The following is a 24,377-nucleotide window of genomic DNA, read 5'->3' on the forward strand; positions in this document are numbered from 1 at the left end:
TTAAAGATACTTACAATCCTTCATCTTCATCAGTAGGGCGATATGAAACTCAATCAAGCAGATTTTAAACAACGCCGCGATCTTCTCGCTGAGAAAATGGGCAGTAATAGCATTGCCGTGATTGCGACCCGAGCAGAAATGTATCGTAATCGTGATGCTGATTATAAATATCGTGCAGACAGTAGTTTTTATTATCTCACTGGATTTGCAGAGCCAGAAGCAGTTGCCATTATCGAAACCTTTGAAGAAGGTGAAGAGTATAGCTATAGCCTGTTTTGTCGTGAACGTAACCGTGAAATGGAAATCTGGAATGGCTATCGTGCTGGAGTCGATGGTGCAGTTGAAATCTATGATGCAGATGAAGCTTATGCAATTGATTTATTAGATGAAGAAATTATCGAGAAGCTGTTAAATAAACAACGTCTTTACTATCGTATGGGGCAAAATGCTGAATTTGATGCGAAAGTAAGCCAATGGATTCAGAAAGTGGATGCACAACAGCGTCGTGGTGGTACTGCACCTGCTGAAATGATCCAACTTGATCGTATTGTCGATGAAATGCGTCTGAAAAAATCAGCGCAGGAAATTGAGCTGATGCAGATCGCATCGAATATCAGCGCAGAAGCCCATACTCGTGCCATGCAAACGGTTAAACCTGAGATGATGGAATACGCACTCGAAGCGGAACTGAATTATATCTTTGGAAAAAATGGTTGTGTGCCTGCATACAATAGCATTGTGGGTGGCGGTGAAAATGCCTGTATTTTGCATTATGTTGAAAATAATCAACCGTTGAAAGATGGTGATCTGGTTTTAATTGATGCAGCTTGTGAGTATGAATGCTATGCCTCAGACATTACCCGTACATTCCCTGTAAATGGTAAATTTAGTCCAGAGCAAAAAGCTTTATACAATATTGTTTTAGATGCCCAGCTTGCTGCAATCGATGCCACTTGTATTGGCAATAATTATAAATATCCGCATGAAGTCGCTGTAAAGATTTTAACTCAAGGTTTGGTTGATCTTGGTCTACTCAATGGTGATGTAGATGAGTTGGTTGAAAGCGAAGCTTTCCGTCAATTCTTTATGCATGGTACAGGGCATTGGCTTGGTATGGATGTGCATGATGTCGGTGCATACAAAATTGGGGAAGACTGGCGTGCTTATGAAGCAGGTATGGTGGTTACCGTTGAGCCGGGCTTATATGTTGCACCAGATGATGAAACCGTAGATTCCAAGTGGCGTGGTATCGGTATTCGTATTGAAGATGATGTTGTCGTGACTGAAAATGGTCCACTCGTTCTCACTAAAAACGTAGTGAAAACCGTTGAGGAAATTGAAAGTTTGATGGCAAGTCATTAAGTAGAGGTTGAGAAAAAGGCTTATCGATTGATAGGCCTTTTTATTTACCCTGGGTTTAACTTAAAATTTTTCTAACTTATTGAAAAAAATATCTTTGTGGAATCTTCTTGAGAAATTATCCAATTTTAGGATAAGCCTTCAGCTGGACCTACTTTTGTTTCGGCATGAGGAGCGAAGCTCCGCAAGGGCAACCATCTTGCGCAGCTACATCGCTGCTCACCGCAAAACTCGTTGATTGCCGTCAGCTAATTTAATGAGTCGCAGAAACAATACCTTATTAATGGAGTCCTGTCTCAAACAGTTGCGGATGACATTTCCGAGTATCATATTATTGTCGAACTCAAATTATTTAGTTTGATGCTCAAAATAACTTTTGACGATATTTTAAAAACACAGACCAAACAAAGTACAAATTCCCTTCCTGAGTTGAGTTAGAGTAAGATAGTCCCGAAACGTCAAATCATGAAAAACTGATAAGGAATAATATTATGCAGCAACAAGTCATCATTGTCGGTGGGGGTATGGTTGGACTCAGCCTTGCTTTAATGTTGGCAAAATCTAATATCGAGGTAAAGCTATTAGAAGCTGTGAAATATCCAAATTATGACGATGAAAACCTTGCGCCTTATCATTCTAGTTTTGATGCAAGAAATACTGCATTGTCACGCCGTAGTGTGCAGATTTACCAAAAACTAGGTTTATGGGATGCCTTGCAACAACATGCAACACCAATTCTTCAAGTCCATATCACTGAACAGGGCAGCTTTGGTAAGGCACGCTTAGTTGCAGAACAAGAAAAAGTAGAAAGCTTTGGACAAGTGATTGAGAACGCTTGGCTTGGTCGAGTATTGTTGACTGAAGTTCGTCAACACCCATTGATTGAATTGATTGATGGTGTCCAAGTGACTTCATTGACCCAAGATGCAGATCATGTACATATTGAAGCCATGCGTAATGGTGAATATATCCATTCATTGAAATCAAAATTAGTGATTGCTGCGGATGGTCGTGATTCGTTCTGTCGTCAAGCGATTGGTGTGGGTGTGGATGAACATGATTATGATCAAGTTGCGGTTGTCACCACCGTACAAACCTCTAAACCACATCAACAAGTTGGTTTTGAGCGTTTTAGTGCGTTAGGACCATTGGCGCTGTTACCTTTACCGGGTGAGTACCGCCGTTCAGTGGTTTTTCCAGTAAAGAAAGGCACAGAACAGCCATTCTTAGGTGAGGAAAATGATCAATATTTCCTTGATACCTTGCAACAAACCTATGGTGATCGTGCAGGAAAGTTTGAAAAAACAGGTAAACGTTTCTGCTACCCATTGTCACAAGTCTTAGCGCATAAACAAGCTGTCGGACGTGTGGTGTTGATGGGCAATGCGGCACATACCATTCACCCCGTCGCAGGACAAGGTTTTAACTTATGTTTGCGTGATGCTGATGTCTTGGTCCGCTTCTTAATGGAACAATTGGCGAAGTCTGATGATATTGGTCAGCCAGACAATTTACTCGCTTATGAACAAGCGCGTTTAAAAGATCAGCAACGTGTGATTAAGTTCTGTGATTCCGTGGTGCGTGGTTTTAGCAATCAAAATCCAATTTTAAAATTAATACGTAATACAGGATTGGTTGCCTTTGACGTGATTCCGGGAATTAAGCCCTTGGTTGCCAATTATGCAATGGGGCTGAAAGCATGAGTGAAATGTTAGATGTGGTCATTGTAGGAGGTGGCTTGGTCGGTGGCTTAACCGCCTTGCTATTGGCGCAAGGAGGCGTGCAAGCCACAGTGTTGGACGCTGCCCCTGTACTGGATCAACAAAAAACACTTGCGGTGATGAATCCTCGGGTACTGGCACTCAGTCAAGCCACCATTCATTTACTGAAAACGGTTAATGTGTGGCATGACTTGGCGCGTCAAATGCCGTATTCAGGCATGCAAGTCTGGAACAAAAATGGCTATGGTGAGATCAATTTTGGACATGCATCTGAGCAACCACCACAGCCTGATCAAGCGTTAGGTTCAATGGTAGAGCCAAGTGTTTTAAATGTTGCGATTCAACAAAAAATGCTACAGCAACTCAAAGACTACCGTACCCAAGTCAAAGTGATTCGGATTGAGCAAATTCCAAAAGGTTGGTCCATTGAATTGGCTGATGGGACTACGCTTAAAACCAAATTATTAATTGGCGCAGATGGTGCGAACTCATTTGTGCGTGAACAGGCTTATATCGATTTAGATGTACTGGACTATCAACAAGCTGCAATCAGTTGTGCGATTAAAACCACACAACCAAATCAATATGTCGCACGTCAAATTTTCTTGCCGACTGGGCCACTGGCTTATTTACCAATGGCAAGTCTTGATGCCCAAGAAAATGGCTATTGGCAGTCGATTGTCTGGACCTTGCCTGATGATTATGCCGATGAATATTCAGCATTCTCTGATCAAGAGTTTATGAAATTGCTGACTCGAGAAAGCTTACAAATGCTTGGTGAAGTGGTTGAAGTACGTTCACGCGCACAGTTTCCACTCAAAGCTCGTGCTGCACAGCGCTACATTAAATCAGGCTTGGCATTGATTGGGGATGCAGCACATGTGATTCATCCTTTAGCTGGGCAAGGCGTTAATATTGGTTGCTTAGATGCAGCAGTACTCTGTGATGTATTACTACATGATTTAAAACGTGGTGTGTGGGCAAATGAGCAGACTTTGTTGCGTTACGAGCACCAACGTAAAGGGCAGAATGACGCCATGATGCACAGCATGTCTGCGATTGGTTGGTTAGAAAGTTCAGAGTTATTTCCGTTCGTGTGGGCGAGAAACTTCGGTTTAAAACAGGTTGAGCAATTCGATTGGTTCAAAGATCGTTTTATGCAGCAAGCGAATGGTTTAAAGGCCTTACAAGCAACGAGATACGCTTGCTAAAAAATAGTAGATATTTTTTAAACAATCATTTATAAATCAGAGTGAATTTGGTCGAAAAAAATACAATTTAACAAATATTGTGCTTTGCGAAATGATGAGAGCTTGTTAAATTTCACCAAGTTCTGATGACCAAATAACGATGATGAAAGATCAGTCATTGTGGGGAGAGTAATATGACGGAAATGAATGATTACGACGAAAACACAGAAGACTCTGCTGTTGACGATGATGAGGCAAAAGCTGCCGAAAATGGTGCAGATAGTGAAGAATCTTCTGCTGCCAATGATATTGATCTTGCCGAAGCAGAAAGCCTAACCGTGACTGCCAAGCAGAAACAACGTCAAGCATTAGAGGATGAAGTTGCTGCATTCTTGGCACGTGGTGGGCGAATTGTCGAAGTGCCGCCAGGCGAACACGAAGATTAAGTTTTCATCTCCCTTGTGCTGTGGTTAACACAGTGCACCCAATCCCAATTACAGTGGGACTCCTCCCTTTCAGAAAGGGAGGTTGGGAGGGATTTCAATGGATATTATGCTTTCTTGTGTTGATGCGATTCATGTTCACACTCAAGCGGATGATTTAGTTCTTTTAAAATCCCACATTGTTCAATGGTACGATGCTGTGAACATTGCTGTTTGAGATGGGTTAAATCTTGCTTGAGATGTTCTAGGTTCTTAATTTTTTGGGAAACCTCTGCAAGGTATTGATCAATCAGATGATCAACTTCCTCACAGGTTTGATTTGGACTTTTTGCTAAATCTTTTAACTTTTGAATATCCTGTATGGTGATTCCGAGTTCTCGGCAATGTTTAACGAAAAATAAATCCGAAAGTATCTGTTCAGAATAATAACGATAATTTCCCGAGGTACGTTGTACTTTTTCTAAAAGCCCAATTTTTTCATAATAACGAAGTGTATCGACTGATACCCCTGACTTTTTTGCCAATTGTCCAATTGTAAAATTTGCCATTCTTGACTCTGGAGTTACTCTAGGGTTTTAAATCACTATAAAACATAGTGTGAGAAAAGTCATGGCAGGATGTGGATGTAATACAACACCTTCAACGCAAATCATTAGTCCAAGGTTTAGAAAAGCATTGTGGATTGCTTTGTTTCTGAATGCTGGGATGTTTTTTGTAGAAATTATTGGTGGTTCTCATGCACGTTCAGTTGCTTTATGGGCAGATGCGCTGGATTTCGCTGGTGACGCTGCAAACTACGCAATCTCTTTGGCAGTGCTTTCTATGAGTTTATATTGGAGAGCAACTGCGGCATTACTCAAAGGATTGACGATGGCGGCGTTTGGTATTTTTGTGATCGTAAAAGTACTTTGGTCATGGTGGCTTGGCGTGATCCCTGAACCGATGTTAATGGGACTCATTGGTGTGCTGGCGCTCGTGGTGAACGTAGCAGTAGCATTGATGTTGTATGCATTCCGCGATGGGGATGCCAATATGCGTTCAGTTTGGCTTTGTAGCCGCAATGATGCGATTGCGAACTTAGCGATTATTATCGCTGCAGTCGGTGTATTTGGAACAGGAACAATGTTTCCAGACTTAATCGTAGCATTTATTATTGCTTATCTAGGTGTCTCTTCAGGTTACTCTGTGATTAAACAGTCGCTGCGAGAAAGAAAGCAGTCCAAAGCTGTGTTAGGTCATAATGTATAAATCAATTTAGTCAGCAAAAAAGTATCATACCGCCATGATACTTTTTTGCTTCGAAAATGAATTAGAGCAGCAGAGATACTGCAATGCTCCACATCATACAGCCGATCATAAAATCTAAAACTTTCCATGCTTTCGGATTACTAAACAGCGGTTTCAAGAGTCTTGAGCCATAACCCAGACTAAAAAAGAAAATCCATGAAGCCACAATACTCCCGAGTGCAAAACTGATCTTATCTTCAAATTGAGTTGCAACTGATCCAATCAGTACGATGGTATCTAGATAGACATGTGGATTTAGCCAAGTAAAGGCAAGACCTGTTAAGAGGACCTGAGTCAAAGTCTGTTTATGGTTGCTCTCCAGTTGCATCGTTTGAGTCGTTTTAAATGCAGCGTAAAATGCTTTAGCACCATAAACCAATAAAAATGTTGCACCTAAATATTTGGCGATCGTAACTAAAAGCGGTGACGCCGTCATCAATTCAGCGAAACCCAACACACCAAGTGCAATTAAGATCGAGTCAGAGAGCGCGCACAGGAAACACAACCAAAAGACATATTGTTGCTTGAGTCCTTGTTTTAGAACAAAAGCATTTTGAGCGCCGATCGCAACAATGAGACCGCTGCCAATACCAAAACCTTTAAAAAAAACGCTAAGAGAGAGCATATCAATAAAACGAAAAAAACAGATGTGAGAATTATCTGACTTTTAAATACAAAATAAGTAAAATTAAGAATATTTAGGTTTAACTGAAAATAATTTAGGTTTGTCTATGTTAGATAGTAAGCAATGTGAAGCCTTTCTTGCAGTCGCAGAAGTAGGAAGTTTTGATGCTGCTGGCGAGCAATTATATATTACGCCTTCTGCCGTCTCGTTACGCGTACAGGCTTTAGAGAAATATTTAGGTCAGATTTTAATTATCCGTGGTCGACCAAGTGTGCTCACCAAAGCTGGGCAAACCCTGTTGCAGCATTTACGTCATACGCGGCTCATGGAACAAAATCTTTTACAAGGTTTGATGGGGAAAACATCTGACTCCGAATTTTATAAGATTGCGTTGGCTTCAAATGCAGATTCATTGGCAACTTGGCTTTTACCGAGTATTCAGCCCACACTGTTTAAAGAAAAAATCGTATTGGAATTAAAAATTGACGACCAGTCGCATACGCACACGTTATTAGAAACGGGACAGGTCAATGCCTGTATTTCGGCGGAAGAGCAGGTTATGTCAGGTTGTTTGGCTCAGCCATTAGGCAAAATGCGTTATAAAATGTTGGCTTCTGCAGATTTTGCTGCGTATTGGTTTCGACAGGGGGTGAATAGGGAAAGCCTAAGAAAAGCGCCCGCAGTGATTTTTAATCATAAAGATCTGATGCACTCAGAGATGCTATTGAAGTGTTTTGGATTGCCAATGCAAAGTTATCCTTATCATTTCATTCCGTCAACAGATGCATTTGTGAAAGCAATTCAACTCGGTTTAGGTTTTGGAATGGCTCCTGAAATTCAGGTTCATTCCTTATTAAGCAGTGGTGCATTTGTAGAGATCATGCCTGAAGCTCAACTCGACATTCCTTTATATTGGCATCACTGGAAACGGCAGTCTAAACAACTTGATCTGTTGACCGAAACAATTGTGCAGGCAGCTAAAAAATTATTGATATAGTTATTTGGGATTTTCTAAGAAATCTATGTTGTTTAAGAGAGATGCAAGGTAATGCTATGCAGTGTTCATCACCTTGCTCAAATCAAGACGACTACGCTTGGGTCAACTCCAAAGCACGTTGATAAGCGACTTTCTTTTTAATCCCTGTTAAATCCGCAGCCAATTGTGATGCAGCTTTAACCGAGAGATCTTGCAATAAACGCTTGAGCAACTCGTCTAATTTTTCTTGTTCCATGTCTTTAACTTCTAATGCCCCACCAACAACAACGACAATTTCACCTTTTTGTTGGTTATGATCATTTTCAATAAAGCTAACCAATTCTTTGAGGGTCATTTTCTTGATGGTTTCAAAGGTTTTAGTAATTTCACGCGCAAAACCAACGGGTCGATCTTCACCAAAGACCTGAGCCATATTTTTAATACTTTCTAAAATCCGATGTGGAGCTTCATAGAAAATCAAGGTTTGTGTTTCATTTTTAAGTTTTTCGAGTTGGCTGATGCGTTGCGATGCCTTTGACGGTAAAAATCCTTCAAAACTAAAACGATCACTTGGTAAGCCAACTGCACTTAAAGCAGCAATAGCCGCACATGCACCAGGTACAGGAATCACGCGAATACCATGTGCTTGGGCAGCGCGAACCAATTTAAAACCAGGATCACTAATAAGGGGTGTACCTGCATCACTGATTAAAGCAACTGATTCGCCTTTTAACATTTTTTGGAGAAGTTGATCAATTTTGTTACTTTCGTTGTGATCATGACACGCCGTAAGCGGAGTTGCGATATTATAGTGCTTGAATAACTGAGCAGATTGACGAGTATCTTCTGCTGCAACCACCGAGACTGATTTTAAAATATCGATTGCACGGAAAGTCATATCATCCAAGTGCCCAATCGGGGTTGCTACAACAAATAATTGAGCACTCATAAAAGGTAACTCCATAATGTATTTAAAAAAATATTGGCTGCTACTCAGTTTGGCAGCATTGATTAGCCCCGCTTATGCGGACGTGTTGGTGATTCTACCTGAATCTGGTGCAATGGCGCGAGCTGGTGACAGCATCAAACGAGGTTACTTGAGTGCTTATACAGCATCAGGCAGTAAAGAAAAAATTATTTTTGTTGATTCAGCAAAAAGTAGCATCGAACAGATTTTTAAGACAAGGGTGAATAAGAAGACGCGGTTGGTGGTTGGGCCATTGGCACGATCTGAAATTGAAACGGTGATAAAATTGAAGCCGAAAATTCCAGTTTTAAGCTTAAATGATGTCAATACGCAAGCAAACAATGTTTGGCAATTTAGCTTAGCCAAACAACATGATGCAGTGGCTTTAAACAAATTACTTGAAAAAGACCAGATCAAGAAACTATTGATCTTACGCCAAGCGGGAACAGAATCTGCTACTGAATTGCTTATGATGGCGCTGATGTCTGAATCTAGATCTGAGATCGAAGTTATCAATGAGCTGCCGAAAAAATTAGCAAAAAAAACAGGCCTGCTACTACTTGGTGATCATCAATGGATGGAGCAATTAGGTTCATTACCCAAACAAAATATTTATGCGACACCACTCAGCATCGAGCAGGGCAAGCATATACCAAACGGATTGCGTTTTTGCGATACTCCAGCTTTATACAATGGGCAATGGGCAGATTTAATTGAAGCCTATAAAGAACAACCTGAAAATATGGCATTTCAAAGACTACTTGCCTTTGGTGGAGATGCATGGACGATCAGTCAACAGTTTTTATCGAGTCCGATAGATCCGCAGTTTTCATTTGAGGGTCGGACGGGTGCAATCGATGTGAAAGCTGGGGTGATTAACAGACAGCCATTTTGTTATGAACAACAAAAAAATGGGATTCATATTTTAAAATAAGATCACTGAATGATGAAACAACAGTCAAATTTATTGGGGCAATGGGCAGAACAAACCGCCATGTCATTGCTCCGTTCACATGGTTATCAATGTGTAAATCAAAACTATCATTCACGGTTTGGCGAAATTGATTTAATTGTAAAACGTGGAAAAGAGCTTGTTTTTGTTGAAGTAAAAGCGAGGTCGGCAGGGAGTTATGCACAGGCTTTCGAAGTGATTTCAAACGCACAGCGACGTAAGATTATTAAAACTGCTCAGTTCTTTTTACAAAGATATCCGAGTTATGGAGACTTTGATTGTCGTTTTGATGTGATTTGTTTTGATTTTCCACAGAAAATTGCAAAAACAGTACAACCAGATTTTTCAAAATTGCAGTATGATCAGCAATGGATTGAACATGCATTTATTTTAGATTAATTGTGGCAATAACGGTCTGAAGATAAATGTGGAAGATTGAGAAAATGTGTGAATAGGGAGTCTGGCCAAGTGTTAAAACGTTTATCGATTACGCTGCTTTGTGCTGCAAGTTTATCGGGATGTGCAAGTTTTATTTCTGGTGGAACGGGAACGGCACCTGTTGGGACAAGTAGCGGTGAGCGTAGTCTAGGGCAGGTTTTTATTGATTCTTCAATCAAACGTACTGCAAATGTCAATTTATATAAACTCGATAATCGCTTTAGACAGTCTCGGATTAATATCGAAAGCTTCCATAGCAATGTTCTATTGACAGGCCAAGTGCCTGATCCTTATTTGAAACAATTGGCTGAAGACAATGTTCGTGCAATGACTGATGTCAAAGCAGTGCATAACTACATTACTGTCGGTGACAAAGTCGGTTATAGCACCATTATGCAAGATGGTACGGTGACTGCGAACACACGTGGTTTGCTCATGAGAGCACCAGTTGTCTCTGACAGTAAAGTTCTTGTGCATACTGAAAATGGTGTGTTGTATGTAATGGGGCGTTTAAATACTGCTGAGATCAGAGATTTAGACGACGTTTTACAAAAAGTTGGTAATGTGAGTAGAATTGTTACTCTGATTGACAATATTGACCAGTCTTCAGGAACAATGGCAAGCTCGACGGCTGCGATGCCGATGGTCGGTGCTGCGACAACACAACCTTTGGTTGAAACACCTGTGGCAATTGATCCAGATCAAGCTGAGCCAGTGACTATTACTCCAACTACTCCCTAATTTATGAAACAAATTATTCAACAAGTACAACAAAATGTAATGCGGGCGAAAAACTTTTATCAAGAGTTTCGCCTGTATGATTTTGCAAGTTATTCAATTAACTATTTGACGCCTAAAGATACCTTTGAAAAAGAAGTACATCTTGCTTATGGCTTGAAAGCGAGACAGCGTTTAGATTTATATCGCACCAAAAATCCGAAGAAACAGAGACCGTTGATTGTATTTGTTCATGGTGGTTCGTGGCAGCATGGCAATAAACGTGATTATCTGTTTATTGGAGAAACATTTGCGCGAGAAGGTTATGATGTTGCAGTCATTAATTATCATCTTGCACCTGAGCATATCTTTCCAACATTTATTGATGATATTGCACAAGCCATTCACTATTTAAATCAGAATCAAAGTAAGTTAAATATCTCTACGGAGAATTTGATTTTGATGGGGCATTCTGCTGGCGCTTTCAATGTCATGTCGGTGGTGTATTCTGCTCAAGCACAAAGTTTTAAATACAAAGATAAGATTAAAGCGATTATTGGATTGGCTGGACCTTATCATTTTGATTATGTCGGTGATCCTTTATCAGAACATGCTTTTAATTTAAATATTCCCTATCAACAAGTCATGCCTTGCTATTTTATTGAGCCAAACCAAATTAAGCATTATTTATTAATGGCAGAACAAGATCAGTTAGTCGGTAAAGAAAATAGTTATAAGCTTGATAATGCTTTAAGAGAAAAAGGCAACCATAGTCATATTGCCGTGATCCCAAAGACGGGGCATGTTACGATTTTGGCGACATTAGCAAGTCTGATGAGTCATTATTTTAAAACCAAGCGTACGATTTTACATTTTATGGAAGAGGCGTTAGAACCTTAAAGGAAAAGCATCATTAAGATGCTTTTTTATTTTCCATCATCTGCATAATCATGGCATGCGCAATACTGCCTTTGAACGGGATCTCTGGTAATTGATCAAATCTAAAGAATTGAGCATCACTGATCTCTTCAAGCTGTAATTCGATTTCACCAGAATCATATTCCGCATGGAACGCGATCATGAGATTACTCGGAAAGGGCCACGGTTGGCTTGACATGTAGCGAATATTTTTAAGTTTTAAACCCACTTCTTCAAATGTTTCTCGTTGTACTGCTTCTTCTAAGGTTTCACCAACTTCAACGAATCCTGCAATTAACCCATACATATTGCTTTTGTTATGCGCTGATTTCGCCAATAACACTTCATCATGACCTTTGGTAATGATGGTAATGATGCAAGGCTGTACACGCGGGTATTGATGATATGCACAAGCAGGGCAAACCATTGCATACTCTTTGGTATGAATATCGGTTGCGTGTCCACAATGACTACAGAATTTGTGATTGCGTCGCCACTCAAGTAGTTGAACGGCGCGACTTGCTTGTAAAAAATCTGCGGTTGACCATCTTTGGATCAGTTCCCGAATGGGGATAAGTTGATACCCTTCGGGAATTGATTCGCCGTCAAACAGATCACGTGCGACTACACGATCATTGTGGTGTATCGGCAAGTCACTTGCTAATTTTTCAACCTTGGGTAGTTGGAAGTTTTCATCTACTAAAAGTTTTTGATGTTGAAAAATATAAGCAAGTGATAGTTGAGACATTAGGCTGCTAAAGTTTGTAATTGCTGACTATTTGATAATGCCACATCGAACATAGATTGCAATACAGGCTGTTTGTTTCTTAAGTTATCAACAAGTAAATCTAAACCTGCGACGACATTCAGAATACAGTTGATTTGTTCCGCATCGAACACAAGGTTCTGTGCCAAACGATTTTCGGCAAAATGTGCTGCACCTAAGAGCGCCGTTTGTTGCGCAGAGCTTCCTAAGAATTGGGCAGCACCAGAAAGCTCTTTTAAGTATTTAGGCAAGGCTTCCAAGCTGTGCGCAGTTGGGTCTTGAACATAAAGGCTTAAAGTTTGCGTCAATGTTTCCACAAGTGACTTTGTCTCTGTCAACAAGGCTTTATGGGCTTCATCCAACCGATCTAGCGAGATATGCATATTATTGACGCGTAACTGTAGACGGCTAGAGGTGTAATTACGCTCCAAAATTCCAATTGAATTCATGGATGCTAAAATACTATTCATCAACTGCTGAACTGAGGTGGCATCAGTCAAGGTATTGGATTGGCTCAATTTCTCAGCTTGTTGTGTAAGTTCTCTTGATGCTTCATTTAAATTCAGCACCTTGAATACATTAGAAAGCTGATTTAATTTTTGCTGAATTTCTTGGGTTTTTTCATTCGACATATTTTGGTGATTGTACTCAATTTCATTGCGAATTTGAGCCATTTCATCCGTCATCAATTGGCTGATGGTATGAATGGTTTCATAGTCAGGGCCGTATAAATGACGACTTAAAACTTGAAGTTGTGTATCACTTAATAGCTCATCACCAATATTGAGTTGTTCTCGAATATGCTGTGAAATATGATCTTCTTGGCTAATACAAATCGATAAAATATCGGCGAGATCGACAATGTTACTTTGAAAAGCAGGCGGTGCTGCTAAGAACTTACCGATATTGGTTTCAATTTGAATCAGGGTACGCAGACGTGCTTCTGTAATCGAAAGTTCATCAATGAGACCTAAGCCAACATTTACCAATTGCCAGTACTGTTGACTAGGAAGGTTTGAAGCTAAGCCAGCAAGATAAACGCCAACCAGTTTAATTCCTTGCAAATCTAATGGTGTTTCGACTTGTTTAATCAGTTTATTTAAACATAGCTTATAAAGCTGATGAATATATTGGGATTGTTCTAAGCTTGGTGCTTTAGGAAGGTTGAAGCTCGGTGTGATAAATCCAAGTAAGGGTTGGATGGTTTGACCTTCTTTGGTCATCGGTTTGCCCAAAGCAAGCTCTAACCGATTGAGTGTATCCAGTAAGAATTGCGGAACTTTAACCTCGCGGAGACAGATAAACTCAATATAACGTCTCAACATCGTTGTTCCTTCACTGAGCGCAACGACATCACTGATCTTGATTTGTTCAGGTTGAGCCATGATTTTACGCATAAGCTCAGTAGAATATTGTGTAATTTGTGACAAATGCGGCATATCAATCAAGGCAAGTACTTGCGTACATTGTTCAAATTGATTGAGCGCGTCATCAATCCCAAAGGGTAGGGCTTGTTCTTCGGCAAGCGTATTTACTGCGGTTTCTACCAATTTAATCGAGTTATCGATCTCATTTTTTATTATTAATAATGCCGTTGGGTCGAAATGAATCGAGGTTTGGTAAGACATATGACCTACACCTTTCCTGAGTTGTTATATCCATGTACCTCCTTTTCAGGAGGTCTAAATCACTGACAGTTAATATAACTTAACTTTGAGCACTTAAAATATAAAAACCAACCTCGATCAAAAAAATTATTTGGCGAAAAGGCAAGCTTCTCCATGTTTTTCTTCATATTGTTTGACCCATGTCTCATGTTCATTTAACTCATGTTCTGATGGCTTGATAACAACTAAGTCAACTTGAACACTTTGACGGGTTATTTTCTTTTCATCTTGTTCTGCTTGGGTCAGGGTGTCCATATCAAATGCGACTTGCCCACCAGTCATCGCAAGATAGACATCTGCTAAAATTTCAGCATCGAGTAACGCACCGTGGAAGGTACGGTCACGTGCAGGAATCTCATAGCGCCTTACCAGTGCATCCAAGGAGTTTTTCTGGCCAGGATGTTTGTTTTTCGCTAATGCTAAGGTATCGGTGACTTCACAGACTTCTGAGAGTAAAGGCAAACCAACACGTTTAAACTCCATATTCAAGAAGTTCATATCGAATGCGGCATTGTGCGCGATAATTTCAGCACCTTTTAAAAAGGCAAATAGTGTATCGGCAATCTCTGCATATTTAGGTTTGTCTTTTAAAAAGTCATCGCTAATACCATGCACATTTTCAGAATCGCCGACAGGTTTTTCTGGGTTGATATAGATGTGAATCGAACTGCCAGTGAGTTTGCGATTGATCATTTCAATCGCGCCTACTTCGATAATGCGGTCACCATCTTGAAAATAAAATCCCGTGGTTTCTGTATCGAGAATAAGCTGACGAGGGCCTTGAAGATGTACTTTCGCCTCAGTAATCACAATATGTGGGTGCTGATTTGTGGATGGGGCATCCATTACAACTTCAGTAAATACTTCAGTTTCCTCTCCATTGTCTATAATTTCCTCAGATTCTGACGCTTCGATCATCTCATCTGTATCAGCTTCTAGATCTAAGCCAAAAGGATCATTTAAGAGCCAATCAGCTTCAGGCTTTTTTATATCAGCGTTAGCCTGTGTAGGTGATTTGAGTTGTTGAGCAATTTGTTCAGCACCTTGATTGGCTAACTGGTCTGCCATTTCATTGCCTTCATGTCCAGCATGACCTTTAATCCAGTTCCATTCGATATCACGATTGGCACAAACTGCATCTAATTTTTTCCACAAATCTGGATTTTTTACGTCTTTCCAGTTTTTCTTTTTCCAACCATGAATCCACTCGGTAATGCCTTGTTTGACATAGTTAGAGTCTGTCCAAATAATAAGATGAGCATCCATTGGACAAAAAGAAACGCCTTCAATGGCTGCTTGAAGCTCCATACGATTATTTGTGGTTTCAGGCTCACCACCATAGAGTTTATGTTCACCTTGTTCAGTAATGATGTATGCCCCCCAACCCCCGAGACCTGGGTTACCTTTACATGCGCCATCAACATAAAGCGTGATTGTCTGTGACATATTTGAACCTGAACAATAAAACGGATGAAAAGCTTGATGTCTTTCTCATGCAAATACGCAGAAGTAGACATTCAAGTGGATAGAGAATATTAGCATTCCCTCATGATAACTTGCATTGTAAATGCTAAATTTTGCTTGTGAGCGTTACAAAACTCATCTTTTTTAATTTCTTGTAACATTTCCATGCAAATCACGTTAAATTATTGCCTTGTCTAAGTGACATGCTTTACTACAATGGCAAATCAAAGTAATAAACTCGCGTAAGTGGACTGGAAGATTTTATGTATAAATCGAACACATTGGTGTGGCAAGCATCTGCAACATCATTATTCAAAATTACTGTACTTACTTCTGCTCTGGCTGCGTTGGGAATTACAACGGGGTGTTCCTCAACACCTCAATCAAATAAGGCTTCGTCTTCTAAGCAACTTGGCTCGGGTTATTTAGACGCAAGTAGTTTAGATTCACTTGAAGATTTACTTTCTGCGACGGACATGAGAGCAGTAGAAGGTGATCGTCTACTGGTGTTGAAACACGGTGATGTGTGGAAACGAATGACCGTAGGTTTCAAGATGGATTTGAATCGTCGGGACTCTCGAATTGAAGCACAACGTGGTTGGTTTATTTCTCGTCAGCCTTATCTAGATCGTCTAAGTGCACGCGCCAGCCGATATTTATATCACACTGTGAAAGAAGCAGAACGCCGGGGCATGCCAACCGAACTCGCATTATTGCCTGTGATTGAAAGCTCTTACGACCCTGCGGCGACCAGTAGTGCAGCAGCAGCAGGTTTATGGCAGTTTATTCCAAGTACGGGACGTATTTATGGTTTACAACAAACTAGTTTATATGATGGTCGCCGTGATGTTGTGGAATCTACACGTGCTGCATATGAGTTCTTAGGTAGCTTATATAATCAATTCGGTTCTTGGGAATTGGCTTTAGCCGCTTATAATGCAGGGCCAGGACGCATTCAACAAGCGATTAACCGTAATAAAGCCGCAGGTTTGCCAACTGATTACTGGTCTTTGAAACTTCCACAAGAAACCATGAATTATGTACCTCGTTTCTTGGCGGTCGCACAAATTATTAAAAATCCAAATGCTTATGGTGTTGCGTTACCACCGATTGCCAATCGACCTCACTTTCGTGAAGTTAACTTAGCTGCACCTTTATCATTGAATGAAATTTCATCGATCACAGGTCTAAGCCGTTCGGAATTATATGCCTTAAACCCTGCGCATCGTGGCGAGACGATGGATCCGATGAGTCCATTGCGAATCTTAATTCCAGCAGATCTAAGCCCTTCAATTGATGCAAGATTGCGTTCTAATAAAGCTGGTTCAGGTGGTTTTTGGGCAAGTAAAACGCCACCACCTGTGATGAACAATTCATCAGGTGCTTCAACCACGATTCGTACTACAACCAATCCAGCACAGACGAGTAGCACCACACCAAAGTCCTCAGCACCTTTGACCGCGAGTAATACCTCACGTCCAAGCTCAACGACAGCAGCAACTAATGTTAAGGTGAACACTCCGCGTGGATCTGATGCGTTGGCCTCGTTTGCTGCATCAGCGAATGTGCCAAGTGCGCCACGTATTCCTGTTGCCATCACTCCAGCGGCAAATGTAAAGCCTGTAAATATAGAGCCGCCAATTTCAAATCAAGAGCGTGAGCAAATTGTTGCAGCGATGAAAATCGAAGGTGAGCCGAAGTCTGCTACACAGGTATTAGAACCTCAAGCAACACAAGCTGAAAAGGATCAGGTTGTTGCTGAAATCAAAGCGATTGCGCCAAAAGGTACTGAAATCGTAGATCCATTTGACGGCAAGATTAAATTAACCGCGATTCAGACTAGCCAATCAGTTTCCGACGAAAAAGGTCAAGAAGTCAGTAAAGGTTTTGCTTATCCGAAAAACTTGGTTGAGGACAAAGCGACGGCGAATAGTGATGATGCCAAACGTAATCAGGGTAAACCATATATCAGCACTGACAATGATGTGGTCGTGGTTGCACCAAAAGGCAAGCGTAGTACCTATGTGGTCATGCCGGGTGATACTTTAGCTGTGATTGCCCAAAAAAATGGTGTGAGTTGGCGTGATATTGCCAAATGGAACCAAGTTGATCCAGCAGGGACTTTATTTGTCGGCACAAGCTTATATTTATATGATGCGAAGCCTCAAGCCGAGGCTGTAAAAGCAACTGAAGCTAAACCTGAGAGCTATGTTGTACAATCGGGTGATAGCCTAACCACCTTAGCGGCTCGTTTTGATTTAACGCTTAAGCAACTGGCTGATTACAATAACTTGTCGGTGACAGATGGTTTGTTTGTTGGGCAACGATTATCGCTTAAAGAGCCAAAGAACAATACACGCACCACTCAGCAAAGTGGGTCACAAACAGCCCGTGCGACTGATGCGAAAGCAACGACCACGCAAAAAGTTGCCACTACATCTTATACGGTTAAACGTGGCGAATATTTGAAATTGATCGCTGATCGATATGCGCTATCTAACCAAGAACTCGCTGATCTAACCGCTGGCCTAACTGCGAGTAGTAGTTTGTTGGTCGGGCAAAAAATCAATGTTCCTCTGCAAGAAGTTGCTGAGCCTAAAAATACCGTTAAATATGAAAATGTAACTGCATCAACCAGCTATAAGACTGAAAATTATACCGTGCAACGTGGCGATACATTATCCAGTATTGCTGCTAAGTCAAAAATGACATTGAGTGAATTAGCTGAGCTGAATAATTTGAAGTCAAATAGCGGTGTGCGTTTGGGTCAAAGTTTAAAGATTCCTGCGGGTTCAACGACACCTGATCAGTATGTGGTTCAGTCTGGCGATAGTTTGAATGCGATTGCAAGTCGATACAACTTGCAAGTGAGCTATCTGGCGGACTTGAATGGTTTGCAACCAACTTCAGGTGTGCGTATCGGTCAACGTTTAAAATTAACTGGCGAAGTGGCTAAAGCAGAAACACCAGCTCAACCAGAAGTTAGCAGAGCTAGTAACGCCGCAGCAAACCGAAATACTGCAAATACAGAACAATACACCGTTAAAGCAGGTGAGTCATTGAATAGTATTGCAAGCCGTTTGGGGATGACTGGGCGTGAGTTAGCAGATTTAAATCAATTGCGCGCCAATACAGGTTTACAACGTGGTCAAACCATTTTGATCCCTAAAACTGTGACGGAATATAAAGTTAAGCGGGGTGATACTTTAATCGGTCTAGCCAGTCGATATGGTTTACAAACCAACGCACTTGCGGAAATGAATGATTTAGCTCCAAATACTCAATTACGTATCGGTGACGTCATTAAAGTTCCAAATTTATAAGGATAAATATGAACTTGTCTCATGGAAGAGCACAAACTCTCATCCTTTTGCTTGGTTTGGGGTTGAGTAGTCAATTCAGTTTGGCTGCTCAACAAACCACGCCTTTTTTGGCTGTGCATGCAATACCTCAATATTCGCATTTAAAAGTGATGCCTTATGCAAATGCAAATGCACCTAAAGGTGGGATGCTGAGCCAGTCGAGTAATGGAACATTTGATAACCTGAACAGTATGAATGGCAAAGGCAGTTCAACCGATGGGGTCAATTATTTATTTGATACCTTGATGGATTCTTCCTTAGATGAGCCGAATGTCATGTATCCATTGCTGGCGGAAAGGGCCACATATGATCCACATAAGCCTAAATTTGTTATTTTTCATCTGAATCCGAAAGCGCGGTTTAGCAATGGCGATGTGTTGACTGCTGATGATGTCAAATTCACTTTTGATACCTACCAAGAAAAAGCCAACCCAGGCTTGAAAATGTATTTGTCAGATTTAGAAAAGACTGAGGTGTTGTCGAAATACCAAGTCAAATTTACTTTTAAATCTGATGACAATGCTGAAATGCCATTAATCGTCGCAAGTTTACCGATCTATTCCAAGCAAGAATGGCAAAATAGAGATTTTACCCGTGTCACCATGCAGCCGATTTTGGGATCAGGGCCATACTTGATCGATCGGATTGATGCAGGTCGAAGTATCACTTATAAACGTAATCCAAATTATTGGGCGAAGGATTTACCTGTCAATCGGGGACGTTATAACTTTGATCACCTCAGATATGTGTACTATCGTAATTTGGATGTGACCTTTGAAGGATTTAAATCTGGGCAATTTACCTTGCAGGAAGAAAATATTTCGCGCCGTTGGGTAACTGAATATAAATTTCCCGCAGTTCGAGATGGCTTGGTCAAGAAATATAAAGTGAATTTAGCGAAGCCCTTAGATTTTCAGAGCTTTGTATTTAACACCAGACGAAAACCATTCGATGATATTAATTTACGTAAAGCACTAAGCTATGCCTATGATTTTGAGTGGCAAAATAAAGCCCTGTTTTATGGACAATATCAACGTTTACAAAGTTACTTTGCCAACAGTGAGTTAGCCGCAGTTGGAAGACCATCCGCAGCAGAAATGTCAGTAATCAATCCTTACTTATCTAAATTAAATCCATTGATGCAAAAAGGTGTCTTGGCGGATTGGAAATTTCCAGCTTCGGATGCCAGCGGTTTCAATCGACAAAATTTATTGTCTGCTCGCCAAATCTTGCAAGATGCAGGTTATACAGTCAAAAATGGTCGCTTACTTGATCGTCAGGGTAAGCCGATTGAGATTGAACTTTTAATTCACCAAGATGGTCTGCAACGGACATTAATGCCTTTTGTTCGTAATTTGAAACGTTTGGGCATTACAGTCAATATTCGGCATGTCGATGTGCCGCAGTATATTGAGAGAATGCGACGCAGCGATTTTGATATGACCACCATGCGGCTACCACAATCGATTTCTCCGGGTAAAGAGCAAGCACAATTCTGGGGAACTAAGGCCGCTGATGAAGAAGGAAACTATAATTTCGCGGGTATTAAAAACCCAGCCATTGATCAAGTGATCCAAAAAATTATTGCTGCTGAGAGTCGTGAACAAGTGGTACTGCATACACGGGTATTAGATCGGTTATTGCGTGCAGGCTACTATCATATTCCAACGTATGGAAAGCCCGAAACATGGTTGGCTTATTGGGATATGTACCAACAACCAACGCAAAAACCAAAACTATCGATTGGTGTTGATTACTGGTGGGTGGATACTGAAAAAGCAAAGAAAGTAAGTCAATATTTGCGGAAAAAATAATCAGTCTGGACAATAGGGATAAGATTGATGGGAACATATATATTAAAACGGCTACTCCTGATTATTCCAACTCTGTTTTTTATTTTGTTGATTAATTTTGCAGTGATTCAAATTGCACCAGGCGGACCTGTTGAGCAAGCGATTCAGCAAGCGCAAAATTTCCAAGGTGTGGGGTTGTCTGGAGGGGAAACAGCACAACAAAGTTCCCAGACTCAATATCAGGGCGCCAGAGGGCTGAGTGCGGACATGGTGGAGCAAATCAAGGCGCAGTATGGCTTTGATAAATCAGCGCCCGAACGCTTTTGGCTTATGCTCAAAGGTTATCTATCTTTTGATTTTGGCACCAGTTTTTTTAAAGATAAGCCTGTTACCCAACTACTCTATGAGAAAATGCCCGTGACTATTTCATTGGGTTTATGGAGTACGCTTTTAATTTATCTGGTGTCTATACCCCTTGGCATACGCAAGGCTAAACAGCATGGTTTAATCTTTGATAAATCGACCTCGTTATTATTGGCAGTAGGCTATGCCGTCCCATCTTTTGTGTTTGCCGTGTTATTGATTGTGTTCTTTGCGGGTGGCAGTTATTTCCAATGGTTCCCACTGCAAGGATTGGTATCAGAGAATTTTTCCCAACTCAGTATGCTCGACAAAATTAAAGATTATTTTTGGCATATGAGTTTGCCATTGTTGAGTATCGTGTTGGGTGGTTTTGCAGGTTTAACCTATCTGACTAAATATTCCTTCATGGAAGAATTAAACAAACAATATGTACTTGCGGCACGTTCTAAAGGACTGACTGAAAATCGCGTGTTGTATGGTCATGTCTTTCGTAACGCCATGTTGATTGTGATTGCTGGATTGCCTGAAGCATTGGTTGGAATCTTTTTCGTTGGTAATTTATTTATTGAGATTATTTTTAATCTTGATGGACTTGGGCTGCTCGGCTTTGAAGCAATTGTTCAGCGTGATTATCCTGTGATTTTTGGTACATTGTTCTTATTCACTTTACTTGGACTGATTCTACGTTTAGTCAGTGATGTGCTGTATCAGGTGATTGATCCTCGTATTAACTTTGATGCGCGAGGAGTGAAATAATGTCTCCCGTGATGCAAGCACGTTTAAACCGCTTTAAGAAAAATAAACTCGGTTTCCGCTGTTTTATTCTATTTATGATCATTTTTATTTTGTCATTGGCTGCTGAGTTTATCGCCAATGACAAGCCTTTGATCGTGAAGTATCAAGACAGTTTTTATTTTCCTGTCTTTAAAGATTATCCAGAAACCACTTATGGTGGTGTGTTTGAGACCGCAACCGACTATCAAGACCCAGCAGTGCGTGAGTTGATTTCTGCTCATGGCTGGATGCTCACACCTATCGTTCCTTTTTCATTTCAGACACCAAACCTTGATTTAACCGTACCTGTACCCTCTAAGCCGACTGCACAAAACTGGTTGGGGACGGATGATCAAGGACGGGATGTACTGGCGCGGGTACTGTATGGTTTACGTGTGTCCTTGCTATTTGGTTTTGCTTTAACCATTTGCGCGGCAGTATTAGGCATTATTGTTGGTGCAATCCAAGGTTATTATGGCGGTTGGATTGACTTAATTGGACAGCGTATTCTCGAAGTTTGGGGGGGATTGCCAATGTTATTTATGGTGATGATCCTTGTGAGTATGTTCACCCCCAACGTTTATTGGCTATTTCTAATTATGTTGTTATTTGGCTGGACGGCATTGGTTGGATTGGTTCGTGCAGAATTTTTACGCGCCAGAAACTTTGATTATGTTCGGGCCGCACGTGCGCTTGGGGTGACTGATCGAACCATTATTTTTCGGCATATTTTACCCAATGCCATGAGTTCGAGTTTGTCGCAACTCCCATTTATGTTGACTGCAAATATCACGGCATTAACGGCATTAGATTTTTTAGGCTATGGTTTACCACCAGATGCGGCTTCTCTTGGTGAATTGTTATTACAAGGAAAAAATAATCTCAACGCCCCGTGGTTAGCATTGTCAGGCTTTTTTACGCTTGCAATTGTGTTGTCATTATTGATTTATATTGGGGAGGCGACACGTGATGCATTCGATCCAAGACAGTGATTCTATAAAAAATGATGTGCTCAAGGTCAAAGCACTCACCGTTTCCACAGCGACGGGTCAGGTTTTGGTTGATCAATTGAGCTTTGATTTATGTGCTGGAGCTACTTTAGCAATCGTGGGTGAGAGTGGTTCAGGAAAATCTGTGAGTAGTTTGGCTTTGTTGGGGCTATTGCCTAGCCATTTAAAAATACAAGGGCAAGCATGGCTACATGATCAAGACTTATTGGCTTTAGATACGCCAGCTTTACGACAAGTTCGCGGACAAAAAATTGCCATGATTTTTCAAGAACCGATGACGGCATTAAATCCTTTGCATCGGGTTGAGAAAATCATCGGAGAAAGTTTGTTGTTGCAAGGTTGGTCTAAAGCCAAAGTGCAAAAAAAGGTCATTGCCTTATTGAACGATGTGGGTATACCTGAACCAGAACAAAAATTACGTCGTTATCCGCATGAGTTATCTGGCGGACAACGTCAACGGGTGATGATTGCAATGGCATTAGCGCTTGAGCCAGATATTTTGATTGCTGATGAGCCAACAACGGCATTGGATGTCACTTTACAAACTCAAATTTTGAATTTGCTAAAACAACTGCAACAGCAACGCAATATGGCGATGATTTTGATTAGCCATGATTTAAATTTAGTCAAACGCTATGCTGATGATGTGATTGTCATGAATAAAGGGCGAGTGGAGGAGCAAGGGGCGGTGAGTGAGATTTTTACTCGTCCACAAGCGGCTTATACCCAGCATTTACTGGATCATGATTTTGGTCAGGCACTCTCATATACAGAGGGTCAGGTCATTCTTGAATTAGAACAGTTAGGGGTTAGATTTCCGATTAAACAAGGATTGTTGAATCGAGTGAAAGATTATTTTACTGCGGTTGAACCATTGGATTTGACGCTAGAGCAGGGTGAGTCCTTAGGTATTGTCGGTGAAAGTGGATCAGGGAAATCAACTTTGGCTTTAGCAATTACCCGTTTAATTGATAGTGAGGGGGAAATTGTTTTCTTAGGACAAGATCTAAATCAACTGAATGAAAAAAAATTACGGCCTTTGCGTACAGATTTTCAGATTGTGTTTCAAGATCCATTTAGCAGCTTAAATCCTCGTATGACGATTGGACAGATTATCGGTGAAGGATTGGCGCTTAAAGCATTAGATCAGGTTGTTGTAGAGCGACAGATTGAGCAAACGCTTGAGAAAGTGGAATTGCCGATTGATTTTAAAAATCGTTATCCACACGAACTGTCAGGAGGACAACGGCAACGTGTCGCATTGGCACGCGCATTGGTTTTACAACCGAAATTGATGATTTTGGATGAACCAACTTCAGCCTTAGATCGAACAACACAACGTGCGATCGTGAAGTTGCTCAGACGATTGCAACAGCAAGAGCAGATTAGTTATATTTTTATCAGTCATGACTTGCAAGTCGTCAAAGCACTCTGCCAAAAGGTCATGGTATTGCGTCATGCAAAAGTAATGGAATATCAATCTACTGCGTTACTTTTTTCACAACCAAAAACAGAATATACCCGTCAGTTGATTGCTGCCAGTCAGTACTAGCTTGTAATTAAGTTGACATGTGGTATTGTCAAG

At 40.9% G+C, this 24,377-nt stretch carries 21 protein-coding genes; 15 read left to right on the plus strand and 6 right to left on the minus strand.

The window, feature by feature from the left end; translation table 11 throughout:
- The first annotated feature begins 42 nt into the window (after positions 1-42).
- The 4 genes from pepP to F991_RS08040 all read left to right on the plus strand — a co-directional run bounded on the left by pepP (position 43) and on the right by F991_RS08040 (position 4,716).
- On the plus strand, positions 43-1,362 hold the full coding sequence (gene pepP, locus F991_RS08025) for a Xaa-Pro aminopeptidase (protein WP_004670489.1): 1,320 nt from the start codon (positions 43-45) through the stop codon (positions 1,360-1,362).
- Between the two features lie 488 nt (positions 1,363-1,850).
- Positions 1,851-3,062 carry a 2-octaprenyl-6-methoxyphenyl hydroxylase gene (gene ubiH, locus F991_RS08030; RefSeq protein WP_004670490.1) on the plus strand — a complete coding sequence of 404 codons (1,212 nt, stop codon included), beginning with the start codon at positions 1,851-1,853 and terminating at the stop codon, positions 3,060-3,062.
- On the plus strand, positions 3,059-4,291 hold the full coding sequence (locus tag F991_RS08035) for an FAD-dependent monooxygenase (protein WP_004670491.1): 1,233 nt from the start codon (positions 3,059-3,061) through the stop codon (positions 4,289-4,291). The genes ubiH and F991_RS08035 overlap by 4 nt, the downstream gene beginning before the upstream one ends.
- Before the next feature lie 173 nt (positions 4,292-4,464).
- A complete protein-coding gene (locus F991_RS08040) occupies positions 4,465-4,716 on the plus strand; it encodes a hypothetical protein (protein ID WP_004670492.1) in 252 nt (83 codons plus the stop codon).
- A gap of 104 nt (positions 4,717-4,820) precedes the next feature.
- Here the strand turns inward: F991_RS08040 and F991_RS08045 are convergent, their stop codons facing one another.
- A complete protein-coding gene (locus F991_RS08045; protein WP_004670493.1) occupies positions 4,821-5,261 on the minus strand; it encodes a MerR family transcriptional regulator in 441 nt (146 codons plus the stop codon).
- A 61-nt stretch (positions 5,262-5,322) separates the two neighbouring features.
- On the opposite strand from F991_RS08045, the gene F991_RS08050 reads away from it, so the two are divergent.
- A complete protein-coding gene (locus F991_RS08050) occupies positions 5,323-5,961 on the plus strand; it encodes a cation efflux transmembrane domain-containing protein (protein WP_004670494.1) in 639 nt (212 codons plus the stop codon).
- Between the two features lie 61 nt (positions 5,962-6,022).
- Here F991_RS08050 and F991_RS08055 read toward each other — a convergent pair whose 3' ends face one another.
- Complete coding sequence (locus F991_RS08055) at positions 6,023-6,625, minus strand: LysE/ArgO family amino acid transporter (RefSeq protein ID WP_004670495.1); 603 nt, start codon at positions 6,623-6,625, stop codon at positions 6,023-6,025.
- 106 nt (positions 6,626-6,731) lie between these two features.
- On the opposite strand from F991_RS08055, the gene F991_RS08060 reads away from it, so the two are divergent.
- Positions 6,732-7,622, plus strand: coding sequence for a LysR family transcriptional regulator ArgP (locus F991_RS08060; RefSeq protein ID WP_004670496.1), 891 nt, complete (start codon positions 6,732-6,734; stop codon positions 7,620-7,622).
- Between the two features lie 91 nt (positions 7,623-7,713).
- On the opposite strand, the gene rsmI is transcribed toward F991_RS08060, so the two are convergent.
- Positions 7,714-8,550 carry a 16S rRNA (cytidine(1402)-2'-O)-methyltransferase gene (rsmI, locus tag F991_RS08065; protein ID WP_004670497.1) on the minus strand — a complete coding sequence of 279 codons (837 nt, stop codon included), beginning with the start codon at positions 8,548-8,550 and terminating at the stop codon, positions 7,714-7,716.
- A 16-nt stretch (positions 8,551-8,566) separates the two neighbouring features.
- Between rsmI and F991_RS08070 the strand changes: the two genes are divergently transcribed.
- From F991_RS08070 to F991_RS08085, 4 genes are all read left to right on the plus strand, one after another.
- Positions 8,567-9,502: a penicillin-binding protein activator gene (locus tag F991_RS08070; protein ID WP_004670498.1), complete on the plus strand. Its 936-nt coding sequence runs from the start codon at positions 8,567-8,569 to the stop codon at positions 9,500-9,502.
- 12 nt (positions 9,503-9,514) lie between these two features.
- The gene (locus tag F991_RS08075; protein ID WP_004670499.1) at positions 9,515-9,919 is read left to right on the plus strand and encodes a YraN family protein; all 405 of its coding nucleotides are present in this window, start codon (positions 9,515-9,517) and stop codon (positions 9,917-9,919) included.
- 69 nt (positions 9,920-9,988) lie between these two features.
- Complete coding sequence (locus F991_RS08080) at positions 9,989-10,699, plus strand: BON domain-containing protein (protein WP_004670500.1); 711 nt, start codon at positions 9,989-9,991, stop codon at positions 10,697-10,699.
- A 3-nt stretch (positions 10,700-10,702) separates the two neighbouring features.
- Entirely contained in the window at positions 10,703-11,575 is an 873-nt protein-coding gene (locus F991_RS08085; RefSeq protein WP_004670501.1) for an alpha/beta hydrolase, read from the plus strand.
- A 13-nt stretch (positions 11,576-11,588) separates the two neighbouring features.
- Here the strand turns inward: F991_RS08085 and nudC are convergent, their stop codons facing one another.
- The 3 genes from nudC to dnaQ all read right to left on the minus strand — a co-directional run bounded on the left by nudC (position 11,589) and on the right by dnaQ (position 15,472).
- Positions 11,589-12,341: an NAD(+) diphosphatase gene (nudC, locus tag F991_RS08090; RefSeq protein ID WP_004670502.1), complete on the minus strand. Its 753-nt coding sequence runs from the start codon at positions 12,339-12,341 to the stop codon at positions 11,589-11,591.
- On the minus strand, positions 12,341-13,987 hold the full coding sequence (locus F991_RS08095) for a hypothetical protein (protein WP_004670503.1): 1,647 nt from the start codon (positions 13,985-13,987) through the stop codon (positions 12,341-12,343). Before F991_RS08095 ends, nudC begins: the two co-directional genes overlap by 1 nt.
- 126 nt (positions 13,988-14,113) lie before the next feature.
- On the minus strand, positions 14,114-15,472 hold the full coding sequence (gene dnaQ / locus F991_RS08100; protein ID WP_004670504.1) for a DNA polymerase III subunit epsilon: 1,359 nt from the start codon (positions 15,470-15,472) through the stop codon (positions 14,114-14,116).
- A gap of 281 nt (positions 15,473-15,753) precedes the next feature.
- Here dnaQ and F991_RS08105 point away from each other — a divergent pair, with 281 nt between their 5' ends.
- Genes F991_RS08105 through F991_RS08125 form a run of 5 tightly spaced genes read left to right on the plus strand, consistent with a single transcriptional unit; the run spans position 15,754 to position 24,344 of the window.
- Positions 15,754-18,813: a LysM peptidoglycan-binding domain-containing protein gene (locus tag F991_RS08105; protein ID WP_004670505.1), complete on the plus strand. Its 3,060-nt coding sequence runs from the start codon at positions 15,754-15,756 to the stop codon at positions 18,811-18,813.
- A gap of 8 nt (positions 18,814-18,821) precedes the next feature.
- Positions 18,822-20,666 (plus strand): extracellular solute-binding protein, encoded by a 1,845-nt coding sequence (locus F991_RS08110; RefSeq protein WP_004670506.1) that lies wholly within the window; start codon positions 18,822-18,824, stop codon positions 20,664-20,666.
- A gap of 27 nt (positions 20,667-20,693) precedes the next feature.
- Positions 20,694-21,764 carry a microcin C ABC transporter permease YejB gene (locus tag F991_RS08115; protein ID WP_004670507.1) on the plus strand — a complete coding sequence of 357 codons (1,071 nt, stop codon included), beginning with the start codon at positions 20,694-20,696 and terminating at the stop codon, positions 21,762-21,764.
- Positions 21,764-22,774 carry an ABC transporter permease gene (locus tag F991_RS08120; RefSeq protein ID WP_004670508.1) on the plus strand — a complete coding sequence of 337 codons (1,011 nt, stop codon included), beginning with the start codon at positions 21,764-21,766 and terminating at the stop codon, positions 22,772-22,774. Before F991_RS08115 ends, F991_RS08120 begins: the two co-directional genes overlap by 1 nt.
- Entirely contained in the window at positions 22,752-24,344 is a 1,593-nt protein-coding gene (locus F991_RS08125) for an ABC transporter ATP-binding protein (protein ID WP_004670509.1), read from the plus strand. Before F991_RS08120 ends, F991_RS08125 begins: the two co-directional genes overlap by 23 nt.
- Positions 24,345-24,377 lie beyond the last annotated feature (33 nt).

Source organism: Acinetobacter sp. CIP-A165 (assembly GCF_000367985.1).
GTDB lineage: Bacteria > Pseudomonadota > Gammaproteobacteria > Pseudomonadales > Moraxellaceae > Acinetobacter.

Coding starts and splice junctions, on each gene's coding strand:
- F991_RS08035 (WP_004670491.1), top strand. CDS start 3,059: ATGAGTGAAATGTTAGATGTGGTCATTGTAGGAGGTGGCTTGGTCGGT.
- F991_RS08075 (WP_004670499.1), top strand. CDS start 9,515: ATGAAACAACAGTCAAATTTATTGGGGCAATGGGCAGAACAAACCGCC.
- pepP (WP_004670489.1), top strand. CDS start 43: ATGAAACTCAATCAAGCAGATTTTAAACAACGCCGCGATCTTCTCGCT.
- rsmI (WP_004670497.1), bottom strand. CDS start 8,550: ATGAGTGCTCAATTATTTGTTGTAGCAACCCCGATTGGGCACTTGGAT.
- F991_RS08115 (WP_004670507.1), top strand. CDS start 20,694: ATGGGAACATATATATTAAAACGGCTACTCCTGATTATTCCAACTCTG.
- F991_RS08055 (WP_004670495.1), bottom strand. CDS start 6,625: ATGCTCTCTCTTAGCGTTTTTTTTAAAGGTTTTGGTATTGGCAGCGGT.
- F991_RS08110 (WP_004670506.1), top strand. CDS start 18,822: ATGAACTTGTCTCATGGAAGAGCACAAACTCTCATCCTTTTGCTTGGT.
- F991_RS08050 (WP_004670494.1), top strand. CDS start 5,323: ATGGCAGGATGTGGATGTAATACAACACCTTCAACGCAAATCATTAGT.
- F991_RS08040 (WP_004670492.1), top strand. CDS start 4,465: ATGACGGAAATGAATGATTACGACGAAAACACAGAAGACTCTGCTGTT.
- ubiH (WP_004670490.1), top strand. CDS start 1,851: ATGCAGCAACAAGTCATCATTGTCGGTGGGGGTATGGTTGGACTCAGC.
- F991_RS08045 (WP_004670493.1), bottom strand. CDS start 5,261: ATGGCAAATTTTACAATTGGACAATTGGCAAAAAAGTCAGGGGTATCA.
- F991_RS08070 (WP_004670498.1), top strand. CDS start 8,567: ATGTATTTAAAAAAATATTGGCTGCTACTCAGTTTGGCAGCATTGATT.
- nudC (WP_004670502.1), bottom strand. CDS start 12,341: ATGTCTCAACTATCACTTGCTTATATTTTTCAACATCAAAAACTTTTA.
- F991_RS08085 (WP_004670501.1), top strand. CDS start 10,703: ATGAAACAAATTATTCAACAAGTACAACAAAATGTAATGCGGGCGAAA.
- dnaQ (WP_004670504.1), bottom strand. CDS start 15,472: ATGTCACAGACAATCACGCTTTATGTTGATGGCGCATGTAAAGGTAAC.
- F991_RS08060 (WP_004670496.1), top strand. CDS start 6,732: ATGTTAGATAGTAAGCAATGTGAAGCCTTTCTTGCAGTCGCAGAAGTA.
- F991_RS08105 (WP_004670505.1), top strand. CDS start 15,754: ATGTATAAATCGAACACATTGGTGTGGCAAGCATCTGCAACATCATTA.
- F991_RS08125 (WP_004670509.1), top strand. CDS start 22,752: ATGCATTCGATCCAAGACAGTGATTCTATAAAAAATGATGTGCTCAAG.
- F991_RS08095 (WP_004670503.1), bottom strand. CDS start 13,987: ATGTCTTACCAAACCTCGATTCATTTCGACCCAACGGCATTATTAATA.
- F991_RS08120 (WP_004670508.1), top strand. CDS start 21,764: ATGTCTCCCGTGATGCAAGCACGTTTAAACCGCTTTAAGAAAAATAAA.